Raw genomic sequence first — 13,765 nt, 5'->3', positions numbered from 1 at the left:
GGGGACGACCTCGTCCTGTGCGTGCACAACTTCTCGCGCTTCGCCCAGCCCACCGAACTCGACCTCCAGGCCTTCGACGGCCGCCACCCCGTCGAACTCATCGGCGGCGTGCGCTTTCCGGCCATCGGTGAACTGCCCTATCTCCTCACCCTCGCAGGTCACGGGTTCTACTGGTTCCGGCTGCGCAAGGACGCCTGAACGCCGCCCGGGGAGGGCCGGTTTCCGCCGCCCCTCCCTGGGCACCCATCACCACACACCCCGACACGTCCCGCTCGTACTGCCTCTGCCGCATTTCCGGGACGCCGCCCCGCACCCAGTCGCGGCCCGCCCCGGGGAAAGGACGTGACGCCATGCCGGATGCCGTCACCCGAACCGGCCCGACCGCGCGACCCGAACTGCTCGCCTCGCTCGACCCGCTCCTGCGCGCGTGGCTGCCCCGGCAACGCTGGTTCGCGGGCAGAACAGCACCCGCCCCCACCCTGCTCGCCGCGACGGACCTGCTGCCGGTCACGGCACGCCAGCCGGGCCTGATCCACGCCCTGGTGCGCATCGGGCCCGCCCAGGACACGTACCAACTCCTGCTGGGCATACGGGAGTCACTCCCTCCGTACCTGGCGCCGGCCCTCATCGGCCACGTCACGCAGGGCTCCCTCGCCGGACGCACGGTCTACGAGGCCCTGCTAGACCCCCGGCTCACGGACCTCCTCCTGGAGCGGCTGCGCCACCCGGGCCGCCTGGGCGGACTCCGCTTCGCGCACGACGGCGCGACCCCGATCCCGCCGGACCTCGCCCCACGCCCCCTCGACGCGGAGCAGTCCAACTCGTCGATCATTTACGGAGATACGTTCATCCTCAAGGTGTTCCGCCGTGTGACGCCGGGCCTCAATCCGGATCTGGAACTCCAGCGGGCGCTGACCGACGAGGGCTGCGGCCGCGCGCTCGCCCCGGTGGCGTGGTTCGAGACGACGGACGACGATCCGCTCTCGCTGGGCCTGCTCCAGCCCTACCTCACGGGCGCGACGGACGGCTGGGACCTCGCGCTGGGCGAGCTGTCCAAGGGGCAGGACTTCCGCCACGAGGCCCACGAACTCGGCCGCGCGACAGCGGAGATCCACCTCGCCCTGGCGCACGCCCTGCCGACGGTCACCCTGGGCCGCGCCCACACGGTGCAGCTGGCCCGGTCGATGAAGGACCGCCTGGACAAGGCGGTCCAGGCGGTGCCCGCGCTCCATCCCTACGCGCCCGCGCTGCACACCGCCTTCGACGCCCTCGCGGCCGACACGACCCCCCGCACCGCCCAGCGCGTGCACGGAGACCTGCACCTGGGCCAGTGTCTGCGCTCGCCCGCCGGGGCCTGGTCGATCATCGACTTCGAGGGCGAGCCGTCCCGCCCCCTGCCCGAACGCCGGCTGCCGCACCCGCCCGCCCGGGACGTGGCGGGCATGCTGCGCTCCTTCGACTACGCGGCCCGCACCAGCCGGCCCTGGGCGCCGGACTGGGCGCGCGCGTGCCGGGACGCGTACTGCGCGGGCTACGCGCAGGCCGCGGGCGACGATCCGCGGAGGGACCCGGTCCTGCTGCGCGCCTACGAGACGGACAAGGCGGTCTACGAAGCCGTCTACGAGGCCCATCACCGCCCGGACTGGCTGTCGATCCCCCTGTCGGCGATCGACCGCCTCGCCACGGAGGCCTCCGGCATACCGCGGCCCCGCACCGAAGACGCGGACGCGGCACCGCAGCACCCCACGTCGACCCCGAGCCAGGAGGCCACCCCGTGACGCACGACCCCTCCCGCTCCACACCTCCCACACCCGTCACCGCCGCCCCTTCCCCCACCTCCGCCGCCGACCGCGACCGCCTCCTCGCCGGCACTCACCACGACCCGCACTCCACCCTCGGCGCGCACCCCACACCCACCGGCACGGCGTTCCGGGCGCTGCGCCCGTACGCCCGCACGGTCACCGTCGTGGCGGACGGCCTCAAGGTCCTGCTGCACGACGACGGCGACGGCTTCTTCTCGGGCCTCGTCGACCTGCCCGCGCCCCCGGCCGACTACCGCCTCCTGGTCACCTACGAGGGTGCGGCCGAGCACGAGACCCCGGATCCGTACGGGCTGCTGCCCGCGCTCTGCGAGTTCGACCTGCACCTGATCGGCGAGGGCCGGCACGAGCAGCTGTGGCAGGTGCTCGGCGCGCACCCCATGACGCACCAGGGCATCACCGGCACCCGCTTCACCGTCTGGGCGCCCAACGCCCAAGGGGTGCGCGTCGTGGGCGACTTCAACTACTGGAACGGCACGGGCTTCCCGATGCGCTCGCTCGGCGCCACGGGGATCTGGGAGCTCTTCGTCCCGGCCCTCGGCGAAGGTGAGCTGTACAAGTTCGAGATCACCCGCCCGGACGGCTCGAAGACGATGCGCGCGGACCCGCTGGCCCGTCGCACTGAGGTCCCGCCCGCCAACTCCTCGATCACCGACGCGTCGCACCACACCTGGCACGACGACGCGTGGATGGCCCGCCGCGGCACTCCGCCCGTGCACGAGGCCCCGTTCTCGGTCTACGAGATCCACCTCGCGTCCTGGCGCCCCGGCCTCACCTACCGCCAACTGGCCGAGCAACTCCCGGCGTACGTCGCCGACCTGGGGTTCACGCACGTAGAGCTGATGCCGGTGGCCGAGCACCCCTTCGGCGGGTCGTGGGGCTACCAGGTCACCGGCTTCTACGCCCCGACGGCCCGCATGGGCACGCCCGACGACTTCCGGCATCTGGTCGACGCGCTGCACCAGGCCGGCATCGGCGTCCTCATGGACTGGGTGCCGGCCCATTTCCCGCGCGACGACTGGGCGCTCGCCGAGTTCGACGGCCGCACCCTGTACGAGCACGAGGACCCGCTGCGCGCCGCCCACCCCGACTGGGGCACCCTCGAGTTCGACTACGGCCGCAAGGAGGTCCGCAACTTCCTGGTCGCCAACGCCGTGTACTGGTGCGAGGAGTTCCACATCGACGGCCTGCGCGTCGACGCCGTCGCCTCCATGCTCTACCTCGACTACTCGCGCGAGCACGGCCGGTGGACCCCGAACCAGTACGGCGGACGGGAGAACCTGGACGCGGTCGAGTTCCTCCAGGAGATGAACGCGACGCTGTACCGCAGGGTCCCCGGCGTCGTCACGATCGCCGAGGAGTCGACCGCGTGGGACGGCGTGACCCGCGCGACCCACCACATCGGACCGGGCGGCTTCGGGGGTCTCGGCTTCGGCCTGAAGTGGAACATGGGCTGGATGCACGACTCGCTCGGCTACGTGTCCCACGACCCGGTCCACCGCAGCTACCACCACGACGAGATGACGTTCTCGATGGTCTACGCGTACAGCGAGAACTATGTCCTGCCGATCTCGCACGACGAAGTGGTCCACGGCAAGAAGTCGCTGGTCTCCAAGATGCCCGGCGACTGGTGGCAGCAGCGGGCGACCCACCGCGCCTACCTGGGCTTCATGTGGTCCCACCCGGGCAAACAACTCCTCTTCATGGGGCAGGAGTTCGCGCAGGGCGCCGAGTGGTCGGAGGCGCACGGCCCGGACTGGTGGCTGCTCGACCCGTCGTACCCGGCGGAGCCCGACCACCGCGGTGTCCGCGACCTCACCCGCGACCTGAACGCCGTCTACCGCAGCGAACCGGCGCTCTGGCAGCGCGACATGGACCCGGCGGGCTTCGAGTGGATCGTCGGTGACGCGGCGCAGGACAACGTCTTCGCGTTCCTGCGCCGCGCCGCCGACGGCAGCCCGCTCATGTCGGTGTCCAACTTCTCGCCGGTGGTGCGCCACGAGTACCGGCTCGGCGCCCCGGACGACGTGCCGGCCTGGCACGAGGTCCTCAACACCGACGCGGCCCGCTACGGCGGTGGTGACGTCGGCAACCCGGACCCGGTCAAGCCGGACGCCCGGGGTGCCCACGGGCGTCCGGCCAGTGTCCGGCTGACGCTGCCGCCGCTCGCGACGGTGTGGCTCAGGCCCGCGTGACCGGGACAGGCCCCAGCACGCCGCGCAGCGGCTCGGGCAGCTCCCCGCCGTGCACGACGCCGAGGGTCTGGGTGGCCCGGGTCAGCGCGACGTAGAGGTCGCTGACGCCGAACTCACCGGGCTCCACGACCAGCACCCGGTCGAACTCGAGCCCCTTGGCCTGGCGGGGGTCGAGCAGCACCAGGTGCTTGGTGAGGTCGGGCGCGCCGCCCGCCACCACGTCCGGCAGCACGGCGGCCAGCGCCGCGTGCAGCCGGCGGGGGGCGATCACCGCGAGCCGGCCCTCCTCGGGAGTGGCGGCGACGGCCTCCTCGGCCACGGCCTTCACGACGTCGTCGGCCGCTCGCGCCCAGGGGTGCACGCCCGTCGAGCGGACCGAGGACGGCGGCTCGAAGCCGGGGTGCTCGGCGCGCAGCACGGCCGCCGCCACGTCCATGATCTCGGACGGCGTGCGGTAGTTGACGCCGAGCCGGGTGTGCTCCCAGCGGTCCGCGACGTACGGCGCGAGGATCTTCTCCCACGATCCGACGCCGGCCTCCTCGGCGGTCTGCGCGGGGTCGCCGACCAGCGTCATCGACCGCGTCGGCGAGCGGCGCATCAGCAGCCGCCACGCCATCGGCGACAGCTCCTGCGCCTCGTCGACGATGATGTGCCCGAACGCCCAGGTCCGGTCGGCCGCCGCGCGCTCGGCGGCGCTGCGGTGGTCCCCCTCCTCGTACCAGTCGGCGACCCGCTCGGCGTCGACGATGTCGTGCGCGGCGAGGACCTCGGAGTCCTCCTCGTCCTCGAACTCGTACGTCTCGGAGCCGCGGGAGAGTTCGAGCACGCCCTGCGCGTAGCCGATCCGCTCCTGCCGCGCCGCCTCGGCCAGGGCACGTTCGGCGCTGTCGTCGACACCGAGCAGCTCGGCGGCCTCGTCGAGGAGCGGAACGTCGGCGGGGGTCCAGTCCGCCGGCCCCGTCACGTCCCGGCGGATCGCCTTCGCGTCCTCGTCCGCCACGTGCACGGGCTCGGCCAGGAAGTCCGCGACGAGGTCCTGCGGAGTGAGCTGGGGCCACAACTCCTCGATGGCTGCGTGCACTTCGGAGCTGGCGGCGACGCCCTTGCCGAGCAGGGCGAGGTCGTCGGGGCCGAGGAAGTTGGGACCGCCGTACGGGTCGGTGCCGATGCGCTCCGCGAGCTGGTCGGTGAGCGCGTCGATGACCTGGAAGGCGAAGTGGGGGCGGGCGAGGTTGTGCGGCAGGAGCGTGTCCCGGGCGGCCTGGCGGGCCTCGTAGGCGATCTCCCAGTCGAGGATCAGATCGCCGTCGTCGTGCCGGACGATCATGGGAGCGCCGGGCTCGGGGAGCTGCTGCCGGTCACGGACGGCGAGCGCGAGGGCGTCCACCATGGCCTCGGCGCCCTTGACGGCGGCGGCGTGCGGGGTGTCCTCGGCGGTGGCGTGCACGCCGGGGAACAGCTCGCCGAGCGAGGCGAGCAGCACGCCGGTCTCGCCGAGCGCGGGCAGGACCTCGCCGATGTAGCCGAGGAACGCGGGGTTCGGGCCGACGATGAGCACGGCCCGCTTGGCGAGGAGCTCGCGCTGCTCGTACAGGAGGAACGCCGCGCGGTGCAGCGCCACCGCGGTCTTGCCCGTGCCGGGGCCGCCCTCCACCACGAGCACACCGCGGTGCGAGTGGCGGATGATCCGGTCCTGCTCGGCCTGGATGGTCTGCACGATGTCGCCCATGCGGCCGGTGCGGGCCGAGTTCAGGGCGGCGAGCAGCACCGCGTCGCCGGTCGGGTCCTCGAACCCGGTGCGCTCCTCGTCACCCAGGTCGAGGATCTCGTCGTGCAGCTCGGTGACGGTGCGGCCCTCGGTGGTGAGGTGGCGCCGCCGCCTGATGCCCATGGGCGTGTGCCCGGTGGCGAGATAGAAGGGGCGGGCGACCGGCGCGCGCCAGTCGACCAGAATCGGGGTGTGCTCGCTGTCGTCCTCACGAATTCCGATGCGCCCGATGTGATGCGCGGTGCCGCCCGCCTTTTCGGTGAGATCGATCCGGCCGAAGCACAGCGAACCGTCGACCGAGTTCAGCGCGGCGAGCAAGCCGGAGCGCTCGACGACGAGGAGGTCGCGTTCGAGCCGCGCCTGCTGCCCGGTGCCGACCGGCGTCAGGGCGTCCGAGACCGACTCCGCGGCATCGCCGCGCAGCACATCGACGCGCGCGTAAAGCCGGTCGATGAATTCCTGCTCTTTCTGCAATTCAGCGATTTCACGCGCTTCACGGGTTGACAAAGCGGCTCCCTGCCAGGTACGATGTGTTTATTCGGCCCCTCGTGAGGGGCCTTTTCTGTGGGCATACAGAAACACCAAATATACCCCCTGGCAGGGTCCAATTGCACCCCGGGGATTTCACCGCCGCTATTCGGCCCGGTCGCCGCCCTCCGTCTTCACCGTCGTGATCAGACGGCCTCCGCCAGTTCCTCCAGCAGTCGCCGCTTCGGGCGCGCCCCGACCCGCGACCACACCGGCTCACCGTCCTTGAAGACCATCAGCGTCGGCATCGACAGCACCCCGTAACGCACCGCGGTCTCCGGGTTGCGGTCCACGTCGATCACCACGACATCGAGCCGCTCGCGCTCCTCGTCCGCGATCGCGCGCAGCACCGGCGCGAGCTGCCGGCACGGCCCGCACCACTCGGCGGTGAACTCCACCAGGACCGGCCGCCCGGCCCCCAGCACCTCCGTGTCGAAGTCCGCGTCCGTGACGTCCCTCAGATCCGTGCTCACTTCACCCTCCCAGTTCGCAGCGCGGCGACGGGTCCTCGTCCGCCAGCGCGTCCATGGCCTCCTCGGCGCGCTCCAGCTGTGCGCCGACCTTCTCCCGAACGGCGGTCAACTCGCCGATCAGCGCGTCGAGTTCGCCGAGCTTGCGGCGGTACACCCCGAGCGAGGCGGGGCACGAGTCGCCCTGCGGATGCCCGGCCCGCAAGCACTCCACGAACGGCCGGGTCTCCTCCAGCTCGAACCCGAAGTCCTGGAGCGTCCTGATCTGCCGCAGGGCCCGCAGGTCCGCCTCGTCGTACGTGCGGTAGCCGTTGCCCCCGCGCCGCGCGGGCAGCAGCCCGCGCGACTCGTAGTACCTCAGCGTCCGCGTGGTCGTCCCCGCCCGCTCAGCCAGCTCTCCGATGCGCATGTCCTCGACGGTAAACGTTGACCCCGACGGAAAGGCCAGCGATTACGCATTACCCTGCGCGGCCGGCTCCTTCTCGACGGCGTCCGGCTCGACGGCGGACGTCTCGGCTGCCACGTCAGCCTCAACCGCAATGTCAGGCTCAACCGCAACGTCAGACTCACCGGCAACGTCGGCGGCAGCGTCCGCCCCCGCCGCCCGCTCCCCGTGCCGCGGCAGCAGTACCGCCACCAGCACCGTCCCGACCCCGAGGATCACCGCGCCGACGACGCTCGTGTGCGCCACCGCGTCCGAGAAGGCGGAACCGACCGCGTCGGCCATCTGCCGTGCGCCGCCCGCGAGCTGCTCGGCCTGCGCCTTGAGCTGTGCCGCCTGCTCGGGGCTGGTCGCGCCCGCCGCCTTCTCGGCGATCCTGTGGGCCTGGTCCCCGATGCCCTGCGCCACCGCGTAGCCCGCGCCGACCGAGTCCTGCGCGGTGCCCAGCGCGTCGGCGGGCAGCTTCGAACCGGCCGTGTTGTCCGCCAGCTGCGACGCGTACGAGCCGGCCAGGACCGAGCCGAGGATCGCGATGCCGAGCGAGCCGCCGAGTTCGAGCGACGTGTCGTTGACCGCGCCGCCCACTCCCAGCTCCGACTCGGGGAACGAGCCCATGATCGCGTCCGTGCACGGCGAGAGGGCGAGGCCGATCGCGAGGCCGAGGATGACGAGGGGCAGTACGAAGTCCCCGTACGAGGACGTGGCGTCGACGCGTGTGAGGAGGGCGAGGGCCGCGGTGCCGCCGACCATGCCGGCCGTCACCGTGATCTTCATGCCGATGCGCGGGGTGAGGTACCCCGTGAGCGCCGAGCCCACGAAGACCGCTCCGGCGAGCGGCAGCATGCGGACGCCGGTGGCCAGCGCGTCGTAGCCGAGGACGAACTGGAGGTGCTGCGTGAGGTAGTAGAAGGCGCCGAAGACCGCGAGGAAGAAGAGGGCGACCGCGAGGTTCGAGCCGGAGAAGCGGCGGTCCGTGAAGCGGCGGACGTCCAGGACCGGGCGCGGGTGGCGCAGCTCCCACAGGACGAAGGCCACCAGGGCCACGCCCGCGACGACCGCGGCGCCGATCGCCTTGGCTCCCCAGCCGAAGTGCGGCCCCTCGATGATCATGTAGACGAGGGCGCCGACCCAGACGACGGAGAGCAGTCCGCCGACGTAGTCGATGCGGTGCTGGTGCGCCGCCTTGGACGGCGGTACGAGGACGAGGGCGCCGACGAGGGCGACGGCGGCCACAGGCACGTTGATCAGGAACGTGGACGACCAGCCGTGGTCGCGCAGGAGCGCGCCGGCGACCAGGGGTCCGGCGGCGATGGCGAGGCCCGCGGTGGCGGTCCACAGCACGATGGCCTTGGCGCGCTCGGCGCGCGGGAAGGTGGCCGCGAGCAGCGACAGCGTGGCGGGCATGATCATGGCCGCGCCGACGCCCATCACCGCGCGGGCCGCGATGACCCCGGTGGAGCTGTCGACGAGCGAGCCCGTGACGGCGCCGCCGCCGAAGACGACGAGGCCGAGGACGAGCGCCCCGCGCCGGCTGTACTTGTCGCCGATCGCGCCGAGCAGCAGCATCAGGGCCGCGTACGGGACGGTGTAGCCGTCGATGACCCACTGGAGGTCGGCGCTGGTCAGGCCGAAGTCCTTGGTCATGTCGGGCGCCGCGACGGTGAGCGCGGTGTTCGCCATCACGATGATCAGCAGGCTCAGGCAGAGCACGATCAGGGCCCACCAGCGGCGGGCGTACGGCCGGTCCGTCCCCTCGACCGGTTCCTTCATGACGAGGCGCATTCCCCTGCCACCCTCCGGGGCCCTCGGCCCCACAGTCCACGAGTCCATGTGTCCACGGACATTGCACAGTGATGTGCAATTACACAACGCTGTGCAATTTACGTCATTGCACAGCACTGTGCAAAACCACACGTGAACGGGGTCGGGACCGGGGTGCAGAATGGGCGCGTGACTTCAGGACGAGCCGACACCAACCGCCGCCGCATCCTCGACGTCGCCCTCGCCGAGCTGCTGCGCGACCCGGACGCGTCCATGGACCAGATCGCCAGGGCCGCGGGCGTCGTCAGGCGCACGGTCTACGGGCACTTCCCCAGCCGCGAGGCGCTCGTCGCCGCGCTGGTCGACGACGCCGTCGTCGCGGTCGAGGCCGCGCAGACCGAGGGCCGCGCCGGGGCGACCGACCCGGCCGATGCCGTGGCCCGCTCGCTGCTCGCCGTGTGGGAGGTCGCCGACCGCTACCGCCTGCTGGTCGCCCTCGCGCAGCGCGCCGTCACCGTCGAGGGCATCCGCGCCCGGCTGACCCCGGTCCGCGACAGCTGTGCCGAGCTGCTGCAACAGGGCCTGGAATCGGGCGAGTTCGCCTCTCCCCTGCCGGCGGGGGCTCTCGCGTACGTCCATGAGCAGGTGCTGTTCGGACTGCTCGAAGCGGTCAACGACGGGCTGATCCCAGCAGAAGAGGCGGGCCGCTCCGCCGCGGTCACCGTACTGACCGCGGCGGGCGTACCCGCCTCACGCGCCACCGAACTGGTGGCCAGGATCGGCTGACCGGGGTCAGGCCTTCGCCAGCTCCTTGTCGTCGCCGCCCCGCTGGTCCGGAACGTCGGCCGCCGGGGCGTTGCTCCCGTCGTCCACGAGCGTGCGCTCGTCGAAGGGCAGGTCACCGGCGAGCACGCGCTGGACGCGGTCCTTGTCGACCTCACCCGTCCACGTACCGATGAGGAGCGTGGCGACGGCGTTGCCCGCGAAGTTGGTCAGGGCGCGGGCCTCGCTCATGAAGCGGTCGATGCCGATGATCAGGCCGACGCCGTCGACGAGCGCGGGCTTGTGCGACTGGAGACCGCTGGCGAGCACGGCGATGCCGGAGCCGGAGACACCCGCGGCGCCCTTCGACGCGACCATCATGAACAGCAGCAGGCCGATCTGCTGGCCGATGCCGAGGGGCTGGTCCATGGCGTCCGCGATGAAGAGCGAGGCCATGGTCAGGTAGATCATCGTGCCGTCGAGGTTGAACGAGTACCCGGTCGGCACGGTGATGCCGACGACGGGACGGCTGACGCCCAGGTGCTCCATCTTCGCGATGAGCCGCGGCAGCGCGGACTCGGAGGACGAGGTGGAAAGGATCAGCAGGAACTCGCGGCCGAGGTACTTCAGGAGCGCGAACAGGTTGTAGCCGGTGGCCAGGCGCAGCACGCTCCCGAGGACCACCACGACGAACAGGATGCAGGTCACGTAGAAGCCGAGCATGATCGTGGCCAGCGCCTTCAGAGCGTCCACACCGGTCTCGCCGATGACGGCCGCCATCGCGCCGAACGCACCGACGGGCGCGGCCCACATGATCATGCCGAGGACGCGGAAGACCAGCTTCTGGATGTGCTCGACACCCTTGAGGACCGGCTCACCGGCGCGCCCCATGGCCTGGAGTCCGAAGCCGACGAGCAGGGCGACCAGGAGCGTCTGGAGCACTTCGCCCTCGGTGAACGCCGACACGAGAGTCGTCGGGATGATCCCGAGGACGAAGTCGACCGGGCCCTCGGCGGCGTCCTTGGCCGCCGTGTGGCCGACGTCCTTCACGGCCTGCGTGAGGTGCATGCCGTCGCCCGGGTGCAGGATGTTGCCGACGACCAGACCGATGGCGAGCGCGACCACGGACATCACCAGGAAGTAGCCGAGCGCGAGCCCGCCGACCTTGCCGATCTTGGCGGCCTTGCGCACGGAACCGACGCCGAGCACGATCGTGCAGAAGATGATCGGCGAGATCATCATCTTGATCAGGTTCACGAAGCCGGTGCCGACCGGCTTGAGCTCCTTGGCGAAGTCCGGCCAGATGAAGCCGACCGCGATGCCGAGAAGGACGGCACCGATGACGGCGATGTACAGATAGTGGGTGCGGTCTCTCTTGGTGGCGGCTGCCACCTGGGTCTCGGCCACGGGTGCCTCCTGACGACGGTGTCCGGCGTACTGCGTACGGAAAACCTGCACGTACGCGCCATGCGTGCGGCTCACGCCCGGCGAATCACGGTGACTATCTCCCGCCTTGTGAGGGCCGTCACCCTTCCGTTCATTTAGTTCGCGCTTATACGTTCACGTAGTTCACGTTTAAACGTTCGCGCCCGCCCGAGAGGCAGACTGGCCCCATGCGCCTCCCCCTCCTGCCACGCGCCCGCAGCCTGGCCGGCCAGCTCTTCGCGATGCAGGTCGTCCTGGTCTTCGCCGTGGTCGCGGGGTGCGCGCTGTTCACGTACATCAGCGACGGCAACCAGGCCGAGCAGGCCGCCACACGCCAGGCGACGGCGGCGGCCCGCGCGGTCGCGGACGCGCCCTCCGTCCGCGGGGCGATCACGGGGGACCGCGACCCGACCCGCACGCTCCAGCCGTACGCGAGCGACGTCCAGCGCCACACCGGCGTGGACTTCGTCACGATCATGGATCCGCACGGCATCCGCTGGACGCACCCCGACGAGCGCCGCATCGGCGAGCGCTTCCTCGGCCACATCGGGCCCGCCCTGCGGGGCCGGACCTTCTCGGAGACGTACACGGGCACGCTCGGCCCGTCCGTGCGCGTGGTGACCCCGGTCATGTCGGGGCAGCGGATCGTCGGCCTGGTCAGCGCCGGCATCACGGTCGAGGAGATCAGCGCGCAGGCGCGCGGCCAGGTGATGGCGGTGGCCGGCGTCGCGGCCGGCGCTCTCGTCCTCGGCGGCATCGGCACGTACGTCATCAACGCCCGGCTGCGGCGGCACACCCACGGCATGAACGCGACCGAGCTGAGCCGCATGCACGCCTATCACCAGGCGGCCCTGCACGCGGTGCGCGAGGGTCTGGTGATGCTCGACGGGCAGCGCAGGATCGCGCTCATCAACGACGGGGCGCGCGAGCTGCTCGGCGTCGGCGACGAGACGGTCGGGCGCAATGTCGCGGAGCTGTGCCTGCCCAGCCCGCTCACGGGCGCGCTCCTCGCGGCGGAGCCCCGCGTCGACGAGGTGCACCTGACCACCGACCGCGTGGTCGTCGTCAACACCTCCCCCGTCTCCAGCGGCGACCGGCGCGGCACCGTGGTGACCCTGCGCGACCACACCGAACTCCAGGCCGTCATGGGCGAGTTGGACTCCGAACGGGGCTTCACGCAGGCGCTGCGCTCACAGGCCCACGAGGCCGCGAACCGGCTCCACACCGTCGTCTCGCTGATCGAGCTGGACCGGGCCGGCGAGGCGGTCGACTTCGCGACGGCCGAGCTGGAGCTGGCACAGACCCTCACCGACCAGGTCGTCGCCGCCGTGAGCGAACCGGTGCTCGCCGCGCTCCTGCTCGGCAAGACGGCGCAGGCCAACGAGCACGGCGTGGAGCTGGAGATCTCCGGGGACAGCCGCATCGACGACGGCCTGGTGCCACCCAGCCTGCCGGCCCGCGACCTCGTGACGATCCTCGGCAACCTGCTGGACAACGCGGTAGACGCCGCCCAGGGCTCCCCGCACGCGAAGGTGACGGTCACGGCCCGCGCGCAGGACGACACCCTGCTGCTGCGGGTCACGGACACGGGCCCGGGCGTCGCCGCCGGCCACGCGGACGCCGTCTTCGAGCGGGGCTGGTCCACCAAGCCGGCCGGTCCCGGCGGGCGCGGCCTCGGTCTCGCGCTCGTCCAGCAGTCCGTCTCCCGCAACTCCGGCACCCTGACCCTGACCGAGTCCTCCACGGGCGGCGCACAGTTCACCGTCGTCCTGCCCCTCCAGCGCACGAGCGCGACCACGCCCACGGGAGGCACCGCGTGACAGATCAGGACGCCACCAGCGGCGCCATTCGCGTACTGGTCGTCGAGGACGACCCGGTCGCCGCCGACGCCCACGTCCTGTACGTGAACCGGGTCCCCGGCTTCACCGCGATCGGCAAGGCGCACACGGCCGCCGAGGCCCACCGGGCGCTTGAGCGCACCCCGGTCGACCTGCTCCTTCTCGACCTGCACCTCCCCGACGGCCACGGGCTCCAGCTGGCGCGCTCGCTGCGGGCGGCCGGCCATCACACCGACGTGATCGCGGTGACCTCGGCCCGCGACCTCACGGTGGTCCGCGAAGGGGTCTCGCTCGGCGTGGTGCAGTACGTGCTGAAGCCCTTCACGTTCCCGACGCTGCGCGACCGGCTCGTGCGCTACGCGGAGTTCCGGGCGGCGGCGGGCGAGGCGGGCGGCCAGGACGAGGTCGACCGCGCCCTGGCCACGCTGCGCGCCCCGAGTCCGGCCGCCCTGCCCAAGGGCCTGAGCGCACCGACCCTGGAGCGCGTCACGCGAACGCTGCGCGCCGCTCCCGAGGGTCTGACCGCCGCGGCGGCCGCCGAGTCCGTGGGCATCTCACGCATCACGGCCCGCCGCTACCTGGAGCATCTCGTCGAGTCGGGCCGCGCCGCCCGCAGCCCCCAGTACGGCCAGGTGGGCCGACCTGAACTGCACTACCGCTGGCTCAAGACGGTCTAGACCACTGGTCAACCACCCACTCCTGCACGGGGATTGACCTTGGTCCGACCCCGCCCGTACGTTCACCGGGCAGCCCCGC

General features: G+C 71.9%; 11 protein-coding genes. 6 read left to right on the top strand and 5 right to left on the bottom strand.

Going from position 1 to position 13,765, the window contains the following annotated elements:
- From ACZ67T_RS39825 to glgB, 3 genes are all read left to right on the top strand, one after another.
- A partial coding sequence (locus tag ACZ67T_RS39825) for an alpha-glucosidase C-terminal domain-containing protein (protein ID WP_469991073.1) occupies window positions 1-198 on the top strand: 198 nt, incomplete at its 5' end.
- Between the two features lie 152 nt (window positions 199-350).
- Window positions 351-1,778: a maltokinase N-terminal cap-like domain-containing protein gene (locus tag ACZ67T_RS39820; protein WP_469991071.1), complete on the top strand. Its 1,428-nt coding sequence runs from the start codon at window positions 351-353 to the stop codon at window positions 1,776-1,778.
- Complete coding sequence (gene glgB, locus ACZ67T_RS39815; protein ID WP_469991069.1) at window positions 1,775-4,015, top strand: 1,4-alpha-glucan branching enzyme; 2,241 nt, start codon at window positions 1,775-1,777, stop codon at window positions 4,013-4,015. Before ACZ67T_RS39820 ends, glgB begins: the two co-directional genes overlap by 4 nt.
- Here the strand turns inward: glgB and ACZ67T_RS39810 are convergent.
- From ACZ67T_RS39810 to ACZ67T_RS39795, 4 genes are all read right to left on the bottom strand, one after another.
- Window positions 4,002-6,257, bottom strand: coding sequence for a HelD family protein (locus ACZ67T_RS39810; protein WP_469991068.1), 2,256 nt, complete (start codon window positions 6,255-6,257; stop codon window positions 4,002-4,004). The two genes, glgB and ACZ67T_RS39810, sit on opposite strands and share 14 nt — an antisense overlap.
- A gap of 200 nt (window positions 6,258-6,457) precedes the next feature.
- The gene (gene trxA / locus ACZ67T_RS39805) at window positions 6,458-6,784 is read right to left on the bottom strand and encodes a thioredoxin (protein WP_469991066.1); all 327 of its coding nucleotides are present in this window, start codon (window positions 6,782-6,784) and stop codon (window positions 6,458-6,460) included.
- Between the two features lies 1 nt (window position 6,785).
- Window positions 6,786-7,190, bottom strand: a complete 405-nt coding sequence (locus ACZ67T_RS39800) for a MerR family transcriptional regulator (protein WP_469991064.1) — start codon at window positions 7,188-7,190, stop codon at window positions 6,786-6,788.
- Between the two features lie 42 nt (window positions 7,191-7,232).
- Window positions 7,233-9,005, bottom strand: a complete 1,773-nt coding sequence (locus ACZ67T_RS39795; protein WP_469991062.1) for an MFS transporter — start codon at window positions 9,003-9,005, stop codon at window positions 7,233-7,235.
- 168 nt (window positions 9,006-9,173) lie between these two features.
- Between ACZ67T_RS39795 and ACZ67T_RS39790 the strand changes: the two genes are divergently transcribed.
- The gene (locus tag ACZ67T_RS39790) at window positions 9,174-9,770 is read left to right on the top strand and encodes a TetR/AcrR family transcriptional regulator (protein ID WP_469991060.1); all 597 of its coding nucleotides are present in this window, start codon (window positions 9,174-9,176) and stop codon (window positions 9,768-9,770) included.
- A 6-nt stretch (window positions 9,771-9,776) separates the two neighbouring features.
- Here ACZ67T_RS39790 and ACZ67T_RS39785 read toward each other — a convergent pair whose 3' ends face one another.
- Window positions 9,777-11,153 (bottom strand): cation:dicarboxylate symporter family transporter, encoded by a 1,377-nt coding sequence (locus ACZ67T_RS39785; RefSeq protein WP_469991059.1) that lies wholly within the window; start codon window positions 11,151-11,153, stop codon window positions 9,777-9,779.
- A gap of 206 nt (window positions 11,154-11,359) precedes the next feature.
- On the opposite strand from ACZ67T_RS39785, the gene ACZ67T_RS39780 reads away from it, so the two are divergent.
- The gene (locus ACZ67T_RS39780; protein WP_469991057.1) at window positions 11,360-12,991 is read left to right on the top strand and encodes a sensor histidine kinase; all 1,632 of its coding nucleotides are present in this window, start codon (window positions 11,360-11,362) and stop codon (window positions 12,989-12,991) included.
- Entirely contained in the window at window positions 12,988-13,686 is a 699-nt protein-coding gene (locus ACZ67T_RS39775; RefSeq protein WP_469991055.1) for a response regulator, read from the top strand. The genes ACZ67T_RS39780 and ACZ67T_RS39775 overlap by 4 nt, the downstream gene beginning before the upstream one ends.
- Window positions 13,687-13,765 lie beyond the last annotated feature (79 nt).

Source organism: Streptomyces sp. NPDC107517 (assembly GCF_055582645.1).
The sequence above is the reverse complement of the archived record's forward strand: the minus strand, read 5'-3'. Positions and strand labels throughout refer to the sequence as shown.